We start from the raw sequence: 21,204 nt of genomic DNA, 5'->3' as shown, positions 1-21,204 counted from the left end.
CTCTAGTGTTAACCATATATTTATTTTATTAAAAATAATGTGGTAACGGAGGAGGATGTATATATCATCGTTTGAACGCAAGTTAAGAAAAAACATCATAGTAAGCGCAAGAGCCATGAATCAAAGTAATGTGGGGTTTGAAGTATTTGCAAGATCCCGTTGTAATCCTCAATACTGGCATTTAACGAGTACCGGTGGATTCCAGCTGTGGCAAGGTGTAAAACCTTCTGACGCAATTCAAGATATTTACATTAACAGTTCACAGTATGCGTTTGAATGTGCAACGGGAAAGGTCATTATTTATTACCATGCGGTCCTAAGTCTTATTGGCGAATACTTGTTTAATCAATTATTTCAAAACATCTATTTATACAGCTGGCATGCTGATCCTGACCTCGGATTAAGATCAATTTATTCTCACCGTTTTTTGCCTGGAGATGTTGTATATTTCAACAATCCGGACTTTAATCCGCGAACCCCTCAGTGGAGAGGAGAAAATGCTGTTGTTTTAGGAGATGGTACGTATTTTGGACATGGATTAGCAATAAAGACAGCTGAACAAATGATTCATGCTTTGAATAAAAGGAGAAAGCCGGGAGCAAATCAATCAGCCTATCTGACAAATTTAGTTACAAGACCGTCTTTTAAACACCTGGCGAAATTTTCGATGTCGCAACGAGATTATTCGATTTATAAATACCAGCATATCGTCGTTCACCATAACGAAAGTTCGATTTCATTTGATCGATATCTATTCTATTTAAATAAGGTGTACAATCAGATGACCTGAAATGTATATTCTATACATTTTTAGTTGACATAAAGTCAATTATCGGCAAACAAAAAAGGAATGGGTATCTAATAGGTACCCATTCTTTTTTAATAAATCCTGCTCTGCCTCCTTTTTAATTGTTAAAATTGAGGAAAGTATTCAAGGAGAAAGGACTGTTAGAGATGATTATTAGGCTTAGTGATGAAGTGAAGTATAAGTAATTGGAAAACATAATCAAGGCAGGAACTGGAAGGGAATTGTCAGAGGAGGAAGCCAGATATATTAAATGGCTTTGTGAATGGGATATGGAAACATTCAATACATTCAAAAGACTATTCCAAGACATGAATAAATAAAGCACTCCCAGACTTCACAGGAGGGCAAAATAAAACCACTATATAGGTGTTTTTTTAAACTAAACTCTCGAGATTTCCAAAGTATCACATGAATACTCTATACAAAACTAGTTAACATAATGAAAGATTATAGGCATTAAAGAAAGGATCTCCAAACGAAGATCCTTTTATGCTGCTACTTTAATGCAAGCTATTAGATAAAGAAGGTCGATAAAGCTACAATTAAACCTATTAAAATATTTGATATTAAAATATTTCATAAAATAATATTCAATGAATTACTCAATCCCATTACTTCTTGTCATTGTTTGTGGATGTCTTCTCACCACATATTCCTATAAACGGAACACATAATTCCGTATCGGGACAAAATCCCGGGTTTTCATCACATAATGATTTGGTAAAAGATGGATTCTGTTGGCTGAGGTTTTTAAAATAACAGACAATCTCATGATTGCGAACAGGTAAACTGTTCAGCTGGAAAGAGAGCGAAACCTTCTTGTCTACATGCCGATAGAATAATCCGTTCTTTGTAAACGGAGGCGGATACGCTTGATCCGGCAAAGTAGGAATAATGTCATGGACATTGAAAATACGAATACTATTCTTTACCGTTTGGTTGAACTGGGAAGCAAAGACAGGGTCTGCGACACGAGGACTGCCATACGTATACACGAAAGGATTTTTAAATCGGGTGTTCACCGCAATATCAAAAGCAGCTAACACGGCCAAAGCTCCTCCTAAACTGTGGCCTGCGACAAATAGTCTTTTTGTTGTAGAAAGCTTGGTTAATTCTCTGATCAATTCATTTCTTGTCGATTGATAAATACATGTAAATCCGCGATGGGTTTTTCCTGCATTTCTAACAAAAGGATATTGTACTTGATATAAATCTTGGTCCGACTCATTGTCCTTAAATGTTCGGGTTCCTCTAAAAGTTACAATGATTTTATCTTGTGACTCTGCAATAAAACCAAATACTTCTGCTTCCGGCTCCTCAACACCAGCAAGAGCTCGTATGGTATATCGAAGGCTATATCCTTTTGGCAAGACAAGTGGTTCCTTTTCAAAGAGTTGGTATGACTGATAGATCATGGCCGAAAGCAATATCGCATCTTCACGGTTAAAAATATGGTATATGCTTGAGTTATTCATCTATGCAGCTCCTTTCTTATATTCAAGGCATTAGACGCTAGCATGTTCCTCGAAACGGAATACACATTTCGGTATCGGGACAAAATCCCGGATTTTTATCGCATAACGCTTTGGAAAAATCAGGATTCATTTTGCTGAGGTATTTAAAATAACAGGCAATCGCATCATTGCGCGGCGTATTATTTAACTGAAAAGAGATTGGATACTTTGTTTTTACATGTTGATAGTATAATCCTTCCTCCGTAAAAGGAGGTGGATACTTTTTTGCTGGGAAAGTTGGAAAAGAGTCATGAATATTTACAATTCGTATACTATTTTTTACCACTTGGTTGAATCGGGAAGCAAAGACAGGGTCTCCGATACGCGGACTGCCATACGTATACACGAAAGGATTTTTAAACCCGGTGTTCACTGCAATATCTAAAGCAGCTAACGTTGCCAAAGCTCCTCCGTAGTTGTGTCCGGTAACAAACAGCTTTTTTGATGTAGAAAGTTTGTTTAATTGTCTGATTAAATTGTTTCTTGTTGATTGATAAAGACATGTAAATCCACGTGAGGTTTTCCCCCCATTTCTAACAAAAGGATAGGGAACTTGAAATATGTCATAGGATGCTAAAAGATCTGCAGGATATGCAGCATATCCTCTAAACGCTATAATGATTTGATCTTGTGACTCGGCAATAAAACCGAATACTAATTCCGTAGGATCCTCTACGTTAGCAAAAGCACGAATGGTATATCGAAGTTTAAAGCCTTTTGGTAAGATAAGTTTCCCTTCTAAAAAGAATGGATATGTCTGATAGCTCATTGCTGCAAGTAATATTGCGGCTTTACTATTAAAAATATTGTTTTTATCTGAAAAAACCATATATACAATTCCTTTCCTAAATACAGGATAATATTATTTTTATGCACCTTAACTCACCCTGTGTTAGATATATAACCTACCTTAATTAAAGTAAGGAACTGTATATCCGCCTAAAACATATATTGATTTGAAATGAATCGGCTACACTAAGTTAGACAATTATTTTAAGGTCAAGTAGACTAACGGAAACAATGAAAAAAGGAGATTCTACTATGACTAAACGAGAGCGCCGAACATTCACACAAGAATTTAAAGAACAAATCGTACAACTATACCTAACTGGAAAGCCACGTAAAGAAATTATAAGAGAGTACGATTTGACGCCTTCCTCGCTGGATAAATGGATCAGTCAACAACGCAACTCAGGTTCGTTTAAAGAAAAAGATAATTTAACGCCTGATCAAGTGAAATTAGCTGAGGTAATGAAGAGAAATAAACAGCTAGAAATGGAGAATGATATTTTAAAGCAAGCCGCGCTGATCATGGGACGAAAGTAAATGTGATTCGAAACAACACCCACAAATACTCGGTATCAGCAATGTGTAACGTCCTCGAGATTCCAAGAAGCACGTATTATTACGAAGAAAAAATTCACCCTCAAACAGATGAGGTAACCCTCAAGGTGATTGAAATCTTTCATGCCAGCCGCCAAAACTATGGGACGCGGAAAATTAAAGTGGAACTCCAGAAATGTGGATACCAGGTTTCAAGAAGACGGATTGGCAGAGTGATGAAAGAGCAAGGTCTAGTGTCCACTTATACCATTGCCCAGTTCAAGCCCCATGCATCAACGTGTAACGAATCGAAACAAAAGAATGAGCTTAACCGTGAGTTCAGACAAAAAGCAGCTTACAACGTGGTTGTCAGTGATTTAACGTATGTGAGAGTCGAGAAAAAATGGCATTACATATGTGTATTTGTTGATCTTTACAATCGGGAAATTATCGGGTACAGTGCTGGTCCGCAGAAGGACGTACAGCTTGTGTACCGAGCCATTTCTTCAATTGAAATCGATCTAAGCAAGATCAAGCTATTTCACACGGATCGAGGAAGTGAATTCAAGAATAAATTGATTGACGAAGCCCTAGCAACATTTAAAATCAAGCGTTCTTTGAGTATGAAAGGCTGTCCATATGATAATGCGGTGGCGGAGGCAACATTTAAAATTATCAAGACAGAGTTTGTGAAAAAACGCCACTTCGAATCATTATCCGACTTAAATAGAAAACTATTTGATTATGTGAACTGGTTTAATGGAACAAGAATACATGGTACATTGGGTTATTTAAGTCCAAGAGAATACAAAAATTTACACCTTAAAAAAACTGTCTAGTTTAGTGTTGACATACCAAAATCACTTTAGAGGGGATGATCAAATCAAAAAGAAACGTGTTCAGAAAAGGACGAGTTTTGGAACAAATAATAACTTATTTATGAAATGTGTGCTTTTTTAATTTTGTTCAGCAATCGGGCCAGATTCTGAAGTAAGAAAGGAAATTAGATAGTGCATCTTGAATTTGTAAGTTATTCCATTAAAGGGCAGGATTGTGGAATAGTGAGTATTTGTTTCTTTGCAACAATCGGGCCAGATTGTTGAACAAATAATATTGGTTTAATGTCGGTAATCTTATATTTAATTTATCAGTATTAATTAAATGAATCTCGTTAAAATTAATATTAATACTTTTAGTTATATAAAGGAGATAACCATGAAAAATTCAAAAATACAACTTAAGGAAACTGAAGATCTTCCACCTATTGTATATGTAGACCCACCGGGTGAAATTTCACCTTGTGGACCTGTAAATGACTTACAACATGTTGAACAGTATAACGGAAACTTAGGCGTAACAAGTGCTTTTGTGAGTGCTCACCAAGCTCCCGTGGGACAAGTTCAATGGAACAATAACTTAGCAAGTATATACACCAACCCAGGAAATGTATCTGGCGTTAGATGGTGTTCCGGAACGCTTATTTCTGATGATTTATTTTTAACAGCTGGACATTGTTTTGATCAATCCCCTGGAGGATGGATTGTTCCAAGAATAAATGGAACTAATGATCCAATTCCTTCTACAGAGATTGCAACAAATATGCATGTGAACTTTGACTATCAGTTAGACTCAATCGGTAATCCAAAACCAGAACAATCTTTTAATGTTATAGGATTAGTTGAATATAGAGAAGGTGGATTAGACTATGCTATTCTCAGACTTCAAGGAAATCCAGGACAAATATTTGGGGTTGCTCAAGTTGCTAATGTAGATGCTGCAGTAGGAGATATGCTTTGTATTATCCAGCATCCTAATGGGGATCGTAAGATGATAGAAGCAGGACCTGCGACTGCTATAAGTAGTTACCGCATCGAATATAATGACATAGATACAGATGGAGGAACATCTGGTTCAGGAATTCTTCTTTCACCAAATGGTACATTAGTTGGTGTACATACAAATGGCGGTTGCAAAACTGATTCCACTGGTTATAATTTTGGGGTGCGAATTTCTTATTTGATTGAGAAATCTCTTATTTTGCAGAAAATTGTTGGCTTAAAAATATCTGGAGATCCTTCAATATACACGAAACAAGATGGAGAAATCGGAGTAGCTGTTCCTTTATCTACAGGGGGGATAGCTTATGCTTTTGGAAGACCCAATGAGTTTCCAGGACATTATTGGGATCGTCCTGATATTATCGGCTCCAGCTTAGGTACATTCGAAGACGTGAAACTTTATAGTTATAATCAAAATTATAACCAATCTAACTTGGAGCAACCGGGAGTCATAGCTCGTAATGGAAATAACTTAATACACTTTATACGTGGGAGAAATAAATATGATCAGGATGAATGGAGTCCCGAAAAAATCATAGTTACAAATGTATCCGGAAACCCTTCAATAATGGCTAAAGAAGATGGAGAAATCGGAGTAGCTGTTCCTTTATCTACAGGGGGGATAGCTTATGCTTTTGGAAGACCCAATGAGTTTCCAGGACATTATTGGGATCGCCCTGATATTATCGGCTCCAACTTAGGTACATTCGAAGACGTGAAACTTTATAGTTATAATCAAAATTATAACCAATCTAACTTAGAGCAACCGGGAGTCATAGCTCGTAATGGAAATAACTTAATACACTTTAGACGTGGGAGAAATAAATATGATCAGGATGAATGGAGTTTAATTATAATTAGATCGTAAAGTTAATAACGGTTGGTCTTAAAATAATTTGTTTAAAGGAAAAATCATAGATATGGTTCTTAATTCAGAGGATGCTTGAGTTGAGAGAGGATTTATTTCTAGACAAATCATGTTGGTCTATTGAAGACAGATTAAAAGCTTTAGAAAGTATGACTAAATATTCTGATGAAACACTTAGGGATGATGAATGTTTATTTATAAAGTAAAGGGTACTTTTTCTACGTATGTCGTTATCAAAGGGGTTGTACTTCATGACTATCTTCCACAATCGGGCGCGATTACAGAACAATGTAATCGTCTTTTTTGTGTACCATAGGATGGATTAAAAATGTACTGAGCAAGATACATACAACTTAAAAATAGGTGGGATCAAATGAAGAGAAAGATGTGTATGATTCTTTGTTTTTTATTCTTTATAAATACTAATGCTGTTTTAGCAGCAAAACAGGAAACGCCAAATAAAGAATTTATTGAGAAGTATTATTTTGATGTTGATTTAAAAGGCATAAAAGATATTTACTTCTTCAGGGAATTTCCCTTTTATAATGAAAAAGAGCAAATTTCACCTTTAGGTAAGGAAGTCTTATTAGTACTTCAAAGGGATATTTGGAATTGGGTTAGAGAACCAAGGATTTATGTGAAAGAAAACATTGCATACGTTCACGCAGTCAAACTAGATGGATTAAATCTTTTATATACACTAAATAATGTGGACAGTACTTGGAAAACTGTGAAGATTGAGAAGAAAAAGGTACCTACGGTTGGAAGTGAAGTAATGCTTGAGCAGGCATTTTTAAGGGCTATTGGGAAAGAAATTCTTGATGCAACAAAAACTATTTATGGGGAATCAAAGCTGTTTCATTCACAAAGAATTATAAATATTGATCGAGATGAATTTGATGATAAATACGATATCACAATCCAGATTGTTACCTATGAGAGAGCTGGAATGCCGCCTTATGGTTTTGACACAATCACATTACGCATACCAAGTTTTCAGGTAATAAAATACGACCATAAAGATGTTTCTGATATTAGTAAAATTCCATTAGAAACTAATTGATGAGGCAAAGGAGTTATTCAACAATCGGGGGCGATTGCTGCAAAGTGTAATCGTTGTTTGATAACTTTTAAAAGGTTTTTTATGTTTGATGGTATAATCTATTTTAAATAAGATCTGCTTTTAATCGGAGGGATATATTGTGTTAAACGAAGATTTGGAATTCATATTGAGTAAAATTGAGGAACTTGAGAGTATCGATGTGAAAATAGATGATATTGAAGGCGAGACCATATCAATTCACCTGTTCACAAGAGAAGAAATTGAAGAAGGTCAGCTAGGTTACAGTATTGATGAAGATGGAAATTCTTTAGCTGGTAATGATGAAGGAGATTGGAAGGAAAGTTGGTATGTCATTGGTTACGATGAGCTTGTAGGTGACCCAATTTTCATTGATATAAGTAATAAAAAATATCCTGTAATGACAGCTATGCACGGTGAAGGAGAATGGGAACCAGAGGTAATGTTCTGGACATTTAATAAATTCTTAGAAGCTGTGTCATAAAAAGGACGGGGAATCCGTCTTTTTTTATTACAAAACTATGACGATGCAGAGCAGAACAGCTAAATAACCTTATTCAACAATCGGGGGCTTTTCTTGAATAACCTTGCAACGTGGATGTTCCAGAACGATCTTCAACAATCGGGCGCCTTTCTTGAATAGAGAAGGGCTCTTTTTGAAGGGATTATTAATCATAAAAAGAAGATATAGAGTGAAAATATTCATTCTATAATTGGACACAGAGGGGGAGCTTTGATGATATTAGAAGCTGTTATGCTTCAAGTTAAAAAAGGTATGGAACAGGAATATGAAGAAGCTTTTCGTAAGGCATCTAAAATTATTTCAGCAATGAAGGGCTATATATCCCACGAACTACAGCGTTGTATGGAAGCTGAGGGGAAATATTTGTTATTAGTAAGGTGGGAAACTTTAGAAGATCATACAGTTGGATTTAGACAATCAGACGAATATCAAGAATGGAAAAATCAACTCCATCATTTTTATGAACCATTCCCGACAGTTGAACACTTTCAAAAAGTTGATCTTTCGTAAAAGTTTTACTTTACAAACGGTTGGCGTAAGGTGAGCATCTTCAACAAACGGGGGCTTTACTTCAATAAGAAGTAGGGCTTTTTTATTGCCAAACGGGACAGGTCCGTTTAAGAGATTTATGGTAAAATCAGGATAAGTTAGGAGTAAGAAAAAGGGAGATGTTGATGGATTGTTTTTGATTAATGGAAGTTCAATAATTTTATTAGGGTTTATATGTTATCTTATTGCTCGAGGTATTTTAATCGTAAGGAAACACAAGAAATCAAATACACTTACACTGGTTCAAGGAAATAATTAATTTATTTTTTATAATATACATATGTATGGTTGCTGCTGTGACTTTATTTCCTCTCCCAATAGGATTTGATTATCAATACGTGAATGTTTTCCGTTCTATAAATGTTGTACCTCTTGTAACTATTATTGAAAATATTAGTCAAATAGGAACTTCTTATGATGGCGATGTCCTATTTATGATTTCACTTATTCTTAAAAATGTAGGCGGCAATATTTTATTATTAATGCCTTTAGGTTTTTTGGTACCAATTTTATGGAATAAATTTGGAGGTTTGAAAGAAGTTACCTTATTAGGCTTGGCAGTATCAATAACCATTGAGCTATTACAGCTTTTAGAAAACTTTGCTGGCGGATGGGGACGCGTTACAGATATCGATGATGTAATTTGTAATGTATTGGGTGTCAATTTTGGATACCTTATTTATAATCTTATTATTAAAATTCGTGATAAATATCAAATAAAAGCATTAAAAAATTTGAGTACATAATAATGCAATTGGTTAAAATGACTTATCTTACAGTGCGTTGATCCAAGAAGGGTAAATGCACTTTTTGTTGAAGATCCTATTCAACAAACGGGGGCTATTTGCTTTAAAGATCTTACACATTAAATTTAATTGAGAATTTTGGGGAACATAACCTTTGATGCAATATCAAAGGAGTATGATTCAATTGAATAAATTTCCAGTAATTATCTTTTTGTTGATCTCTGTTTTCTACAATACAAACATGTTGGTTTATGCTGAACAAACTAATACTGTAGGTATTAAAGGGAATTATCTATATGTGAATTTTGTAGATAGGAAATTGAATCAAATATTTTTTCAGTATGATTTGTACACAAAAACGAATAAAATACTCTTAAAAAAAGAGATAACAGAGTATCCTACTGCAACATATTCTAAATCAAATAATGAAGTATATTTTACATATAAAACAAAAAATAAAACATCTCAACTTTTTAAAAAGAATCTTAATAATAGTCAAACTGCACAACTTACCAATGAATTTAATCATGTTGATTTATTAGAATTAGATGAGAAAAATCAACTTCTAATTATGAGGGTTTTGATGAGTGGGAGCGATCGTAACTTTCAATTCGCTATTTATGATTTAAAGAACAAAGAAATTCATAAATGGGATAATCAAGATAAAGACACATCAGTAAAGATGATTAATTACAATCCTGATAAAGAACAGTTATTAGTAGTAACGAATTCAGTAAAAAAAGAGTATGAAAAAATTGATCAAGCGAATAAGAAAGGGATTCCTCCTGAACCACCAGTTTATACTCTATCTATCTATAATAAAGATGGACAAAAAGTAAAAGATATAACTTCTTTGGAAACTTTCTTAACAGGTGCCTCGTTATCTTCAGATGGGAAAGATGTTTTAATTAGTTACTTTAATAATCTAGAAGAACAAATTTACAATGTAGCAACAATTGATATGGAGAGTCAGAACAAAACCTTACTCTTACAAGATTCAAAAATAAGTATGCGGGAACCTGAGTATAGCAAAGATAAAAGTGGATTTTATTTTTTAGCTAACAAAAATAAACAGATAGAAATAAATGATAAGAACGATAATACAGTAACTGTAAACTTCTACGATTTAAGAGAAAAGAGTATTACAGAAATCTGGTCTCAAGTAGATGGAGCAGTTGTAAACTTCTTCGTTGGGAAGTGAATTTTTAATAAATAATAACTTAAACAGAATGTTAATTTTTAAACTTACGCGGTATTTGAGGAGCCATTTTTGCAGCACTTTCACATTTTTCAATATTCCGCAATCGGGCGCTTTTCTTCGATAAGACAACATAAATGATATTCAACAATCGGGGGCGATTGCCGAAGATCCTCACCCCTAATGATATCAGTTGTTTCTTATTGAGTCCGCGATTTCAGCTAATACTTCTTTTGAGACTGTTGTCACATCTTTACTAATGCTCAGAATGTATTGAAAGCCATACTTTTCAAAGGCAAGAAAATTAAATCCATCTGTAGCTGTGGAATAAATAGCTTTGCTACCATCCCTTAATTTAACGGTTTGGGTTATGTGTTTGTCCTCAAATTTTATCCCGCATTCAACCGGTCTAACTAATATCTTATAATGATGGTACGGTTTATCTTCATTTATATATTCAATTTCAAACTCATCATTGAGATGTCCATCTAAATCATTAAACCTGCCAAAACTATGAGTAAATGCAACTGGAGGAAGCCTATGAGGTAATACGATATTCTTTCGGAAATGCTCTTTGCTTTCTTGTAGTTCCTCATATACATCCCCATATCCACTTTGTAAATACATATTTGAGGTCTCATCAATAGTAATGTTTGCATTTGCTGCTTTAATAAAAGGACCAATAAAGATTAAACATATTAGCACTGCAATTCTGATAAGTGATCACTTCCTTCACTATTTTTTAATTGAAGTATTCAGCTTATTATTAGCTGAAATCTAAATATGTATGATGAATACTGCATTTCAATTATGTTTAATGAATACAACTTAACCAAAATAATGATCGGGGAGTTTGACCGCAATGATAGATTGGCGATGGCCTGAAGTTGATGAATTAGAAAGTCAATGCAGATGGAATGAAGCAAAGTCACTCCTTATAGAAAATTGGACTCAAAATCCCAAAGACCTAAAATCCCTAATTCGCCTTGGCTTTTTCTGTTGGTATATCCTGGCTGAATCTGGACCTTTGAACATTAATGATGTGGATTTTGATGATTTAGAGACAACTTTACATAAAGTTTCACAGTTTGGAATGGAACATTTTATTGAGAACGAGGATTTTTTATGGGCTTTTGGCTATATGATCGCACTGTTCCCTGAATACTTTGGAGAAATTGAAGACTATGAACAGTGGGAAAGAAAAGGAAAGTCTATGTTAAAACGAGCTTATGATTTATCATCAGATGATCCAGTGTATAAATACTCCTACTTGGGGTCTAAAGCTGGATTTCAACAGGTTCAAGCTGTCTTAAAAGATAGATTTCAAGGAAAAGGATTATTGGCTGGTTATTTTAGAAGTGTATGGCATTTTTACGTATGACTAAAATACTTATTCAACAATCGGGGGCGATTGTGGAACAACATAGGTAGAAAATGATCAAACTTTATATTAACCAACCAATAAAACGACAATCACATATTGGACATATATAATATGTAATCACCGTTTATTATTAAGGGTTTGTAGGAAATGACCTAAATATAACTTCCATGTAATGATTTCTAATAAGATATTTTCTTTTAAGCTTTCAGATAGAAGTCGTTCTAGGTCTTCAATTTGTCCTTCATCCAATTGTGGTCTAGAACAAATTAATAATTTAAGAATAAAAATAATAGATCGTTCTGACTTCTGTAATGTTAAAAAAATGAATTAAGTAAACCAACCACACAAACGATTAAGCAATAATTTTGATTAACAAAAAAGTTCCAATAATAATCAATTATTGGAACTTTTTTAAACCTGATGCAGTCTATAACGGTTAAGCCGTTGGCAGGTATTATCATGTATTTATTCTACTATTGGACCTGAGTGATCTTCCATTCCATATTTCGCTTCGGTTTAACCTAGCCATTATTTTATGTCTTTCAGAAATGAATTACCAACCGTTCCTATACGCCGTATTTTCACGTCAACCTTTATATTCACAGGTAATTCTTCAAATTCCTTTTCCCAATTTTTTTTTAGTTTTTTCCAAGCTTTCGGTTCTGCCCGATGAACGGCTTCACCAAAACCAAAAATATCTACTTCAAACTCTTCCTGCACTTGTTTGATAGACTGTTCGAACATTTTTGTGGCTCTTTGTTCCTCTATCTTCTCTATTTTTTTAATAATTTCCGGTTTCGTTAGATCAATATTACATTCTACTTCCCCGACATTATATTCTGTGTGTAATTCTATATCTATTTCAGGTTTGCCATTTTTTACTTTGCCTTTTACTTTCGCTTTTGACTGAAGGAGCTGTAAAACGGCTTTCCCCTCTTTAGGACATGATATATTCACAACCGTACTTTTGACTTTATTTGTAACGGCGTTATAAGTTCTGCTCTGTTTATCATCAAGCCAGCCTATTAATTTATCCTTATCAAATACCGCTAAACGGTCAAAAAGCAATCGTCCCGGGGAATCGATCAATTCTACATTTGTTTTGCTTAAAGCGACCTCTTCATTACCTTTTATACGTGCCTCTATACCTGTTAACACAGGTTGCTTACCATCGCTTACCATATCCGCAATCAGGTCGTCTAATGTAACAGAACTTGTCTCTGACCATGCCTTTTCTGATACTTTAAGAGAATTAAACAAATTATTGGCAGGTATCTTTTCTAAAACAGTTGGCACCTTTAGGATACCTTCTGCATTCATTCCCTTTGCTACGGCAATATAAAAATCTGAACGCAGTTGCCAGTTTCTGAAAAGAAAATCTAACGACTTACCAATTCCTTCTTTTGCCAATGACTCTCCAATCACTAGAATTCGAAGGTGTGAAGGATAAATTCTTCTTGGTGATTCCCTTGTCGTTTTTCGGAAAGCCTCAAATATGGTTTCACCTGTCGCCTGATAGATGACTACTGTTGAACTACCGCTGCCTCCTTTTGCGGCTACTTCTTCTGGGTTGACTACTTGAGCGGTTACAAGATATTGACCATCCATAGTCTTGTCTAATCCAATGGCCAGAGTAATGGCCAGTTCGTTCATCTCACGACGGTTCCAGCAGCCTGTTGTGAATAAAAGAACGATTATCAGTATGATAAGTATTTTAAAACTCCATTTCATAGATTAATCTCCTATCGAACTTTTTCATCATAAGTGTGCCTAAAAGGCAACCGCGTAATCCCATCTACCGGATTGGGAATCTTGATTTGTAAAGCCTGAGCTATGCTTAATGATGTTCCGATTAGCAGAAGGATGAAAAATACCCATAGTGTTTTTTAATATGCCGCTTTAAAAACTTAACAATTAATCATCGTTCCCCTGCCGATTTCGTTTCAAAGTTTGTTCACGTCTAATGTTTTTCTGACTGATTAAACGGGGACGAAAAAACATTCGTCCTCTTGGAACGCGAACAATTGTATCGTTAATGTCTTCCTTAATAAATGGACCAAATGGACTCATATAAGGAATGACCTGTTGGCAGCATTTCCTGATGAAAGGTGGTGATGGCGATATATAGAGATGGCCCCAGTAAAGCTATAAAAAGACTAAAAAAACGAAGCAAACGAATCAGGGTGCTGATATCAGCACCCTGATAATAATCTTCGGCAGCCTGTATAAAGGATACGAAAAGAGCAGGAACAACCAGAACAATTGGTGTTCCATCCACTAAAATGGCAACTTTTCCTTCCAAAAGCTCGGCAGCAATCTTATCAGGCCGTTCCGAATAATAGACAGTCGGAAAAGGACTCAAAGCTTCATCCTGAATCAATTCCTCAATATAGCCGCTTTCCAGGATTCCATCGATTTCGATCCGATCCAGACGCCTATGAACTTCTTTAATGACCTTATCATTCGCAATTCCATCGATATACATGATCCCTACATCTGTGACTGTCTCTCTCCCGATTTTTTTTGTTTCCAGCCAAAGGTGAGGAGTTTTTATTTTCCGGCGTATTAAAGCCGAATTAGTACGCAAATTCTCCGTAAAACCCTCCTTCGGTCCCCGAACTACGGTTTCCGTAGTGGATTCCATTACACCGCGGTCCTTCCCGCCCCGCATAGAGATTTTGAAACCTTGTGAATACCCATCCAATAAAAGGATAACATCCCCTGATAACAGGGAAGTCATTAAAGAGCTGAATTCAGTTACATCTTGTATATCTCCAACTGCCAGAATTCTATCTTTCAAAACTTGTACAATATTCTGTTGTGATGATAGCAATAGATCCTGATCGTCTAACATGAGCGATTTCATGATATAGTTCTGAATGGAATTGGTATCCACCAATCCATCTGTATAGAAAATACAAGCTTTAATAAGTCTCCCTTTGCCAATTTGTATTTCACGAATCACGAGGTCGATGCTGTTCCCAAGCAGTTGCTTGACATGTTGAATGTTTACATTCAGGTCTGTTCTTAACAGGTCTTCGTTTATCACATTACGTTCGTCTTTATGATCTAATGAAGATTGGTTTATACTTTTTTTGTTTTTTTCTTAAAAAAACTCACACATATAATCCCCTCTCATTTATGGTTTGCTTGATTTTTGGGGAATCGGTCCTTAACATCATTCATTTGAGCAAATAATAAACGTATCTGACTCTTCTTTATCGCTCCATTTAATAATCATTTTTTACCAATTTACCATGATTTAAACATAAATAGGTTCTGGCGAAATGGGAATTTTATGTAAATAACATAGAATGATTGGATAATAAACATCTGATTTACTCAACGCTTTTAATATTGTCCGGAGTTTATTCTAACAAAACAAGGTCAAGAATAGAGATTATAACCATTGATAGGAAGTTGGACTATGGAGAAAAATCATAAAATTAGTGCGCGGCAATTTGCAATACTAGTTATTTTATTTACTATTGGCACTACCATCTTGGTGATTCCTGGAAGCCTTGCTCAAGTGGTTGAACAAGATGCATGGCTGGCAGCTGTATTCGGTACAGCTAGGGGTACCGTCAGGAAAATGCGGATTTACAACGCTAAGGCTGTTTTCCTAACGCTACCCCTGTCATCGCAGTAGCATGTGCCCTTCTCCTCAAAAGTGACAGTCCGCGATAACCCATAATATGTAACAAAAGGAGGAGAAAAATGTACAATACGTACAACACTGAAGGCATGCGTTTGTCATGTCCGCCTACTTTTGCCACTTTTCCGTGGGGGGATCCCCCATGGTGTAGACCACCAGCTCGGTATGATAGTATCAGGGAATTAGGAGGTCCTTCGACTATGGTTCCTTGGATTCCACCATGGTGTAAACCTGAACCTTGGTTTCCTTGGCCTCCGAAGGGACCTTGGATATCTAGAAACAGTGATGAATAAAACTGGTACTTATCTCTAATTCCCGATCAAATAAAGGTAAAAATTTCCACTTTTGTTATGGAGGAATTAGAAGGTCGGACCTTACCTGTTTTAGAAAGTGATATTGAATATTTATCATATATTGGTTCTACAATTAGTGAAATGAATCAAAAACTATACAACTCAAAAGAAGGTAAAAATATTATAGAAGAGCTTATCGCACTACTTGGAGCAAATCTTTATTTTAGGAGTCCTGCTGCCGTTATTGTCGTAGCTGTTGCTGTTACTGTTACAATTGCGATTATATATATTTCGCATATGCACGAAAGATAATACTTTTTATAAAAAAACTCCTTATGTGTGTCACCATTTACAAAGATTCATAATTGAAATCCCTGTTCTATAGACCTATTTTTCTGCGTCGAGGATAATTTTATTGAACTCGCCACATGCCCATCAAGCCAAGAAAATAGGTCACCCCCAAAACGATAAATTGAGCTTATAAGTTAAAAGAAAGTCCAAAATTTCGTTCTGGGGGTACTACAAAACTTTAACTTGATGGCAATGGGGTAATACCAGCGTCCGTGACACCATGGTAAACGTCTGTAATAAATTGGAAATACATATCAAGAAGTTCTAATATGTTGGCCAGGATCTGCTTCTTGGAGAGATCGGCTTTAGGCTCCTCTGCCGCGCATGCATAAGCGCCGTTAGAATAAGGCAAACTATCCCCAACCAGCGCCAATTATCGTGCAAGGGGGCAATAGTTATGACGGTTAAGATGATCGTAAAGTGGGATGGGAACGGCTTTCTAAAGGTCCTCGATGCAGCCGGAAAAGAGACAAAGCTGCCACAATATCTGAAAGTCGATCACACAGGTACAACTAACGGAAGAGATTATTTCACTGTGCTTGAAGGACGGGCAAAGGATCAAAAATACAGCGTCGATTCTCAGGCTAAAGCGCTCGGCCCTGTGACTAGCTATAAACCCTCAGAAGTTTTGAAATTCCACCCAGCGAAAAATTTGCTCCGCATCCCGCACCAGGTCGAGTATGAAGCGGAAACCGATCCATATAATCCTATTCCTGAAGGGAATCATTGTATACAGGTCGTGGATACTGATCATAAAAACAATTATCCTGAAGCCGGTCCGTATCAATTTTCCTGGTTTCCAATCGGTTTGGAAGGAGCACGCTATCTTCATCCTGGAACAGTTTCTGCGGGTTGCCTTACCGTAACTGACCTCACAAAATGGAATGACATCTACGATTTTTTGATCAACCGACGCAAGAACAATGATTGCGTGAGTATGCTGCAGGTTTGTCCTCCCGACGCAGAGGATTGGTGCAGGTTATTTAACGGCAAATACCAAATTACTGTTGATGGTGTAGCGTATGCTTGGGGCATACTGAACTTAAACTTTTCGAAAGGCGCAGACAACTGGCTCAATGTTGTGGGCACAACAGACAATCATCGCTACACCTTCCGTGGTGCTTTTGCACTCACCAAAGATGCACCGGTAGCCCATTCCTTCGGCCCTCAAGATGGAGGCATCATGGAAGGCAGGCTGACAGATAACCAGCCAAGCTCGCACTGGCCGCGTGAATGTGATCTGCGCGTGGGATGCTGGGAACTCAATTTCCAACCGGGTCTCATGATTCCGGTGCAAATTCAATGGAAAGGAACTATCGCACAAGGATACTGGAATCACGGCGCTCCTCACAGACTTGAATTGAAGGCGCTAGAACTGAGAAAGCGCCCCTGGTACAACTATCCATGGAACTATCCGGTCTGGAGCCCATATCCGCCACCACTGCCAGTTTAGATTCACGTTCCAATAAATGACAAGGACAATACCCTTGCACAAGGAGATGGGAAAATGACAGAGAAAAAGGAAGAAATCAACAAAGAGCTCAGCGAGAGAGACAGAGATACACGGCCAGCCGAGCAGGGTGGAAGCGGAAACGAAGCAAAAAACGAGGCTGGCACTAAGGACCGCGAGAACTTTTCCTCACTTTACGGAGAGAAGAGCACTGGACCCAGCGAGAAAACGACTGATACTCAGAACGGAGAGAAGAGCACTGGACCCAGCGGAAAAACGAGTGATACTCAGAGCAACGAAAAATGATATGTACTTAAAGTAACGGGTGCTTATCTTGAATAAGGTTTAAGCAATGATCTTCAACAATAGGGCGCTTGTGCGGCTGAGCCTAGGTCGTATCATATAACGGGTGGGATTCCCGTCGAGTAAGAACTAGCCATTCGCTCGTAGCGAGTCTTGGAGGACTAAAGGTAACTTTAGTCTTTAAGCGTAGACAGTGAGGTGGCGGGCCGAAAGCCAACTGGTTGAAGGGATTGAGCTCCATAATGATTGTAAATCGAGAGGGCTGATGCTTTACGCGCTGCAGAAAGCTACATTTTATCTTTCGTTAAAGGCAAGAAGGGTAAAACCTCTCTGGAGTCATAGACCTTGGCACGTTATACATTGATATGATACGGCAACTCGGGAGACCCTACCGGTCTTTTCTTTTTTTTAGAAGAGTATGGTGCACAAGCGATAAAAAGCAAGGAAACCAAATGCCGATGTAGGGAGTCGGATAGCAGCGTAGTACCAATGAAGTTGGGTAATGCCGATGGAGGAAAGGCTGCTACCAGTAATCACCCTTACTAGGGACACATTTACTACACATAGAGGTAGGAATAATGAATGGAAACAAAACTACTAAGGATAGCAGAACTAGCAAAATCTGAAGAGGTAAGTTATATTCTGTAAATGATTACTTGGACAAGGTATACGCTCCTTTTTCATTCCCACAGGAGATTCAGTAATGGCAATTAGATTTATATTTTTAGATTGTTGAATAAGAAAAGTATGAAGCTTGTTATTTTTGTTCAAAATATAAATAAGATTAATTGGTTTATAGTGTAGGAGTGTGATTTTATGCTATTATCTGATGTTTGGGAGAAATATCATCTCGATAAAAAGATTGAAGGTTACTCAATACAGACAATAAAAACGTATTGTTTTCAATTTAAACTTTTATTGCGATACTTTGGAAACATTGATGTGAATCAAATAACAACTAATAAGCTTAAAAGTTACCTAATTAATGCAGGAGAACATTTAAAACCTTCTAGTTTAGGACATAGAGTTCGATGTATACGCTCTCTGTTTAAGTGGACATATGAGGAAGGGTATATTAAAAAGAATCCTGCTGCCAAGTTAAAAGAACCAAAATTGGGCAAGAGAATACCAAAGTTTCTATCAGAACTCGAAATAGAATATCTCCGTGAAGCTTGCCACAATTCTATGGAAAATGCCTTATTTGAATTTATTTATTCTACCGGCTGCAGGATTGGAGAAGTAGTAAAATTAAATCGAGAAGACATCAATTTTTCTACAAACTCAGTTATTGTACACGGAAAAGGAGATAAAGAAAGAGAAGTATACTTTAATACAAGATGCTCTCTATGGTTAAAGAGATACCTTGATGATAGAGACGATCAAGATGAATGCTTGTTTGTTACTGAAAGGCGTCCTCACAGAAGAATGAGCATAGATCAAATAAGATATATAATTAAACGGATTTCTAGTCGAGCTGCGATAAAGAAGAATATCCATCCCCACCAATTAAGACATAGTTATGCAACACATATGATCAATAATGGAGCCCCTATTGAAGTCATACAAAGTTTACTTGGACACGAAAAGAGTGAAACAACTAAAATTTATGCTCAGCTAAGTGGAAAGCTAAGACAGGATTTATATAGTAAATACTTTTAGATTTTAAAGGCATCAAAAAACACATTCTTAGAGAGTGTGTTTTTTCTATTTATTCTCGATAAAACAATTGTTAACATTTACAAATTTTGAAATAATTGTTACTAAGCAATTGGGCAGCATTCCTGTAATGAAGAAAAATGAGGTTTGAACAAAAAAATAACCTCTTGGTATGATATGAGTGTCCTGAAGCGGGCTGCGAAAAGGACAAAACATATATACCAGGAGGCCATCAATATGAATTATAACCAAAATGAAAAGATTGCTCAAATTACTTCTGAAACACTGATTATAGGTGTAGATATTGCGAAGTACAAGCATGTAGCTCGTGCTCAAGACTTTAGAGGCCTAGAGTTTGGTGCACCATGTCACTTTGAAAATACCAAATCACATTTTGATCTTTTTTTAGGCTGGATAAAACATTTGATGGAACAACAAGGCATGGATAAGGTGATTATTGGAATGGAGCCGACAGGTCATTATTGGCTCAACCTCGCTCATTTTCTGAAAGAAGAGGAGATTAAGTTTGTCGTGGTAAATCCTATGCATGTGAAGAAGTCTAAAGAATTAGATGATAATTCTCCAACCAAAAATGATGTGAAGGACGCAAAAGTCATTGCACAGCTAGTCAAAGATGGAAGATATGCCGAACCTAATATTCCACAAGGAGTTTATGCAGAACTTCGTGTGGCAAGGAAAATACGCGATCTCTTATTTGTTGACTTACAAGCTGTGCAGGGGCAAATTCATAACTGGTTAGATCGATATTTCCCTGAATTCTTAACAGTGTTTAAAGATTGGGAAGGAAAATCAGCACTACAATTATTAAAGTTAAATGTATTACCACATGAGTTAGAGATAGTCTCGGAACAAGAGATCCTCATTCATCTCAGAAAAGCTGTAAAACGTGCGGTTGGACTCAGTAAAATTCAAGAACTTAAACGAGTAGCCAAAGACTCTATTGGTATTCGTGAAGGTTCAAGGATGGCTAAATTAGAGCTTCGCACTTTACTAGACAAGTATGAATTAATAAATGAAAAGTTCGAAGAACTAGAATCTGATATTGATGGACTCCTTGAACGGATACCAGGTGTTCAACAAATGTTGGCCATCACAGGAATCGGCAAGGACACTGTAGCTGGCTTCTTTTCAGAAGTAGGGAATTTAAGTTACTATTCTCACCCTCGACAAATCATCAAGTTAGCTGGATTAAGCTTAAAGGAGAATACCTCTGGAAAGCACAAAGGGCAAACGAAGATTACAAAGAGAGGAAGGAAGACACTGAGGGCTCTCCTCTTCCGAGTAGCGATGCCTTTGGTAGCTAAGAACACTGCTTTTAAAGCTTTACATGAGTATTTTACAACACGTAAAACAAATCCTCTAAAGAAAATGCAGTCTCTTATAGCGATATGTAATAAGCTGATACGAATTCTTTTTACGATTGGTACAAAACAATGTGAATTTAGTGAAGATAGAATGTTGAAGGATATTCCCCATATGGCACCATTACAGAAAGCAGCTTAGAATTCATTTAGTTGGTTATTTATTTAGTTTTATTAGGTTTATTATTTTAGACATTTGAAGCACGGATTAGTCAGTAAAACAACAATACTACGGACTTTGATCCTGTCGGGCAGCATCACTGACATCCACCTCATGGAAAG

19 protein-coding genes and 1 pseudogene are annotated in these 21,204 nt (G+C 36.4%); 15 read left to right on the top strand and 5 right to left on the bottom strand.

What is annotated here, in order from left to right; genetic code table 11:
- The first annotated feature begins 55 nt into the window (after positions 1-55).
- Positions 56-790, top strand: coding sequence for a protein-glutamine gamma-glutamyltransferase (locus LIT25_16210; protein USK32150.1), 735 nt, complete (start codon positions 56-58; stop codon positions 788-790).
- Positions 791-1,419: 629 nt separating this feature from the next.
- On the opposite strand, the gene LIT25_16205 is transcribed toward LIT25_16210, so the two are convergent.
- Together LIT25_16205 and LIT25_16200 are read right to left on the bottom strand one after the other, a co-directional pair.
- Positions 1,420-2,283 (bottom strand): lipase family protein, encoded by an 864-nt coding sequence (locus tag LIT25_16205; protein USK32149.1) that lies wholly within the window; start codon positions 2,281-2,283, stop codon positions 1,420-1,422.
- 37 nt (positions 2,284-2,320) lie between these two features.
- Positions 2,321-3,151: a lipase family protein gene (locus LIT25_16200; protein ID USK32148.1), complete on the bottom strand. Its 831-nt coding sequence runs from the start codon at positions 3,149-3,151 to the stop codon at positions 2,321-2,323.
- A 212-nt stretch (positions 3,152-3,363) separates the two neighbouring features.
- Here LIT25_16200 and LIT25_16195 point away from each other — a divergent pair.
- The 7 genes and pseudogenes from LIT25_16195 to LIT25_16165 all read left to right on the top strand — a co-directional run bounded on the left by LIT25_16195 (position 3,364) and on the right by LIT25_16165 (position 10,451).
- A protein-coding gene (locus tag LIT25_16195; GenBank protein ID USK32147.1) for an IS3 family transposase occupies positions 3,364-4,484 on the top strand; the annotation gives its coding sequence in 2 pieces (ribosomal slippage) (positions 3,364-3,613 and positions 3,613-4,484; 1,122 coding nt in all).
- A 376-nt stretch (positions 4,485-4,860) separates the two neighbouring features.
- Positions 4,861-6,351 (top strand): trypsin-like peptidase domain-containing protein, encoded by a 1,491-nt coding sequence (locus tag LIT25_16190; protein ID USK32146.1) that lies wholly within the window; start codon positions 4,861-4,863, stop codon positions 6,349-6,351.
- A gap of 373 nt (positions 6,352-6,724) precedes the next feature.
- On the top strand, positions 6,725-7,414 hold the full coding sequence (locus LIT25_16185; GenBank protein USK32145.1) for a DUF3888 domain-containing protein: 690 nt from the start codon (positions 6,725-6,727) through the stop codon (positions 7,412-7,414).
- Positions 7,415-7,550: 136 nt separating this feature from the next.
- Positions 7,551-7,916 carry a hypothetical protein gene (locus tag LIT25_16180; protein USK36308.1) on the top strand — a complete coding sequence of 122 codons (366 nt, stop codon included), beginning with the start codon at positions 7,551-7,553 and terminating at the stop codon, positions 7,914-7,916.
- A gap of 252 nt (positions 7,917-8,168) precedes the next feature.
- A complete protein-coding gene (locus tag LIT25_16175; protein USK32144.1) occupies positions 8,169-8,465 on the top strand; it encodes an antibiotic biosynthesis monooxygenase in 297 nt (98 codons plus the stop codon).
- A 169-nt stretch (positions 8,466-8,634) separates the two neighbouring features.
- Positions 8,635-9,250 (top strand): annotated as a pseudogene (locus LIT25_16170) (VanZ family protein).
- A 184-nt stretch (positions 9,251-9,434) separates the two neighbouring features.
- Positions 9,435-10,451 carry a hypothetical protein gene (locus LIT25_16165; protein ID USK32143.1) on the top strand — a complete coding sequence of 339 codons (1,017 nt, stop codon included), beginning with the start codon at positions 9,435-9,437 and terminating at the stop codon, positions 10,449-10,451.
- Between the two features lie 186 nt (positions 10,452-10,637).
- Here LIT25_16165 and LIT25_16160 read toward each other — a convergent pair whose 3' ends face one another.
- Positions 10,638-11,075 (bottom strand): hypothetical protein, encoded by a 438-nt coding sequence (locus tag LIT25_16160; GenBank protein ID USK32142.1) that lies wholly within the window; start codon positions 11,073-11,075, stop codon positions 10,638-10,640.
- Positions 11,076-11,310: 235 nt separating this feature from the next.
- Between LIT25_16160 and LIT25_16155 the strand changes: the two genes are divergently transcribed.
- Positions 11,311-11,829, top strand: a complete 519-nt coding sequence (locus LIT25_16155) for a hypothetical protein (protein ID USK32141.1) — start codon at positions 11,311-11,313, stop codon at positions 11,827-11,829.
- A 531-nt stretch (positions 11,830-12,360) separates the two neighbouring features.
- Here LIT25_16155 and LIT25_16150 read toward each other — a convergent pair.
- Positions 12,361-13,563, bottom strand: coding sequence for a Ger(x)C family spore germination protein (locus tag LIT25_16150; protein USK32140.1), 1,203 nt, complete (start codon positions 13,561-13,563; stop codon positions 12,361-12,363).
- A 313-nt stretch (positions 13,564-13,876) separates the two neighbouring features.
- Positions 13,877-14,881, bottom strand: coding sequence for a spore germination protein (locus LIT25_16145; protein USK32139.1), 1,005 nt, complete (start codon positions 14,879-14,881; stop codon positions 13,877-13,879).
- Between the two features lie 378 nt (positions 14,882-15,259).
- Here LIT25_16145 and LIT25_16140 point away from each other — a divergent pair, with 378 nt between their 5' ends.
- From LIT25_16140 to LIT25_16115, 6 genes are all read left to right on the top strand, one after another.
- Complete coding sequence (locus LIT25_16140) at positions 15,260-15,481, top strand: spore germination protein (GenBank protein ID USK32138.1); 222 nt, start codon at positions 15,260-15,262, stop codon at positions 15,479-15,481.
- 356 nt (positions 15,482-15,837) lie between these two features.
- Positions 15,838-16,092, top strand: a complete 255-nt coding sequence (locus LIT25_16135; protein USK32137.1) for a hypothetical protein — start codon at positions 15,838-15,840, stop codon at positions 16,090-16,092.
- 436 nt (positions 16,093-16,528) lie between these two features.
- Positions 16,529-17,584: a hypothetical protein gene (locus tag LIT25_16130; GenBank protein USK32136.1), complete on the top strand. Its 1,056-nt coding sequence runs from the start codon at positions 16,529-16,531 to the stop codon at positions 17,582-17,584.
- A 54-nt stretch (positions 17,585-17,638) separates the two neighbouring features.
- Positions 17,639-17,887 (top strand): hypothetical protein, encoded by a 249-nt coding sequence (locus tag LIT25_16125; protein USK32135.1) that lies wholly within the window; start codon positions 17,639-17,641, stop codon positions 17,885-17,887.
- An 813-nt stretch (positions 17,888-18,700) separates the two neighbouring features.
- Positions 18,701-19,543: a tyrosine-type recombinase/integrase gene (locus LIT25_16120; protein USK32134.1), complete on the top strand. Its 843-nt coding sequence runs from the start codon at positions 18,701-18,703 to the stop codon at positions 19,541-19,543.
- A 234-nt stretch (positions 19,544-19,777) separates the two neighbouring features.
- Positions 19,778-21,064, top strand: coding sequence for an IS110 family transposase (locus tag LIT25_16115; GenBank protein ID USK32133.1), 1,287 nt, complete (start codon positions 19,778-19,780; stop codon positions 21,062-21,064).
- Positions 21,065-21,204 lie beyond the last annotated feature (140 nt).

It is taken from the genome of Bacillus sp. F19, assembly GCA_023823795.1.
In the GTDB taxonomy this organism is placed as follows: domain Bacteria; phylum Bacillota; class Bacilli; order Bacillales; family Bacillaceae; genus Bacillus_P.
Note: the sequence above shows the minus strand (reverse complement) of the source record. Positions and strands in the feature narration are given on the sequence as shown.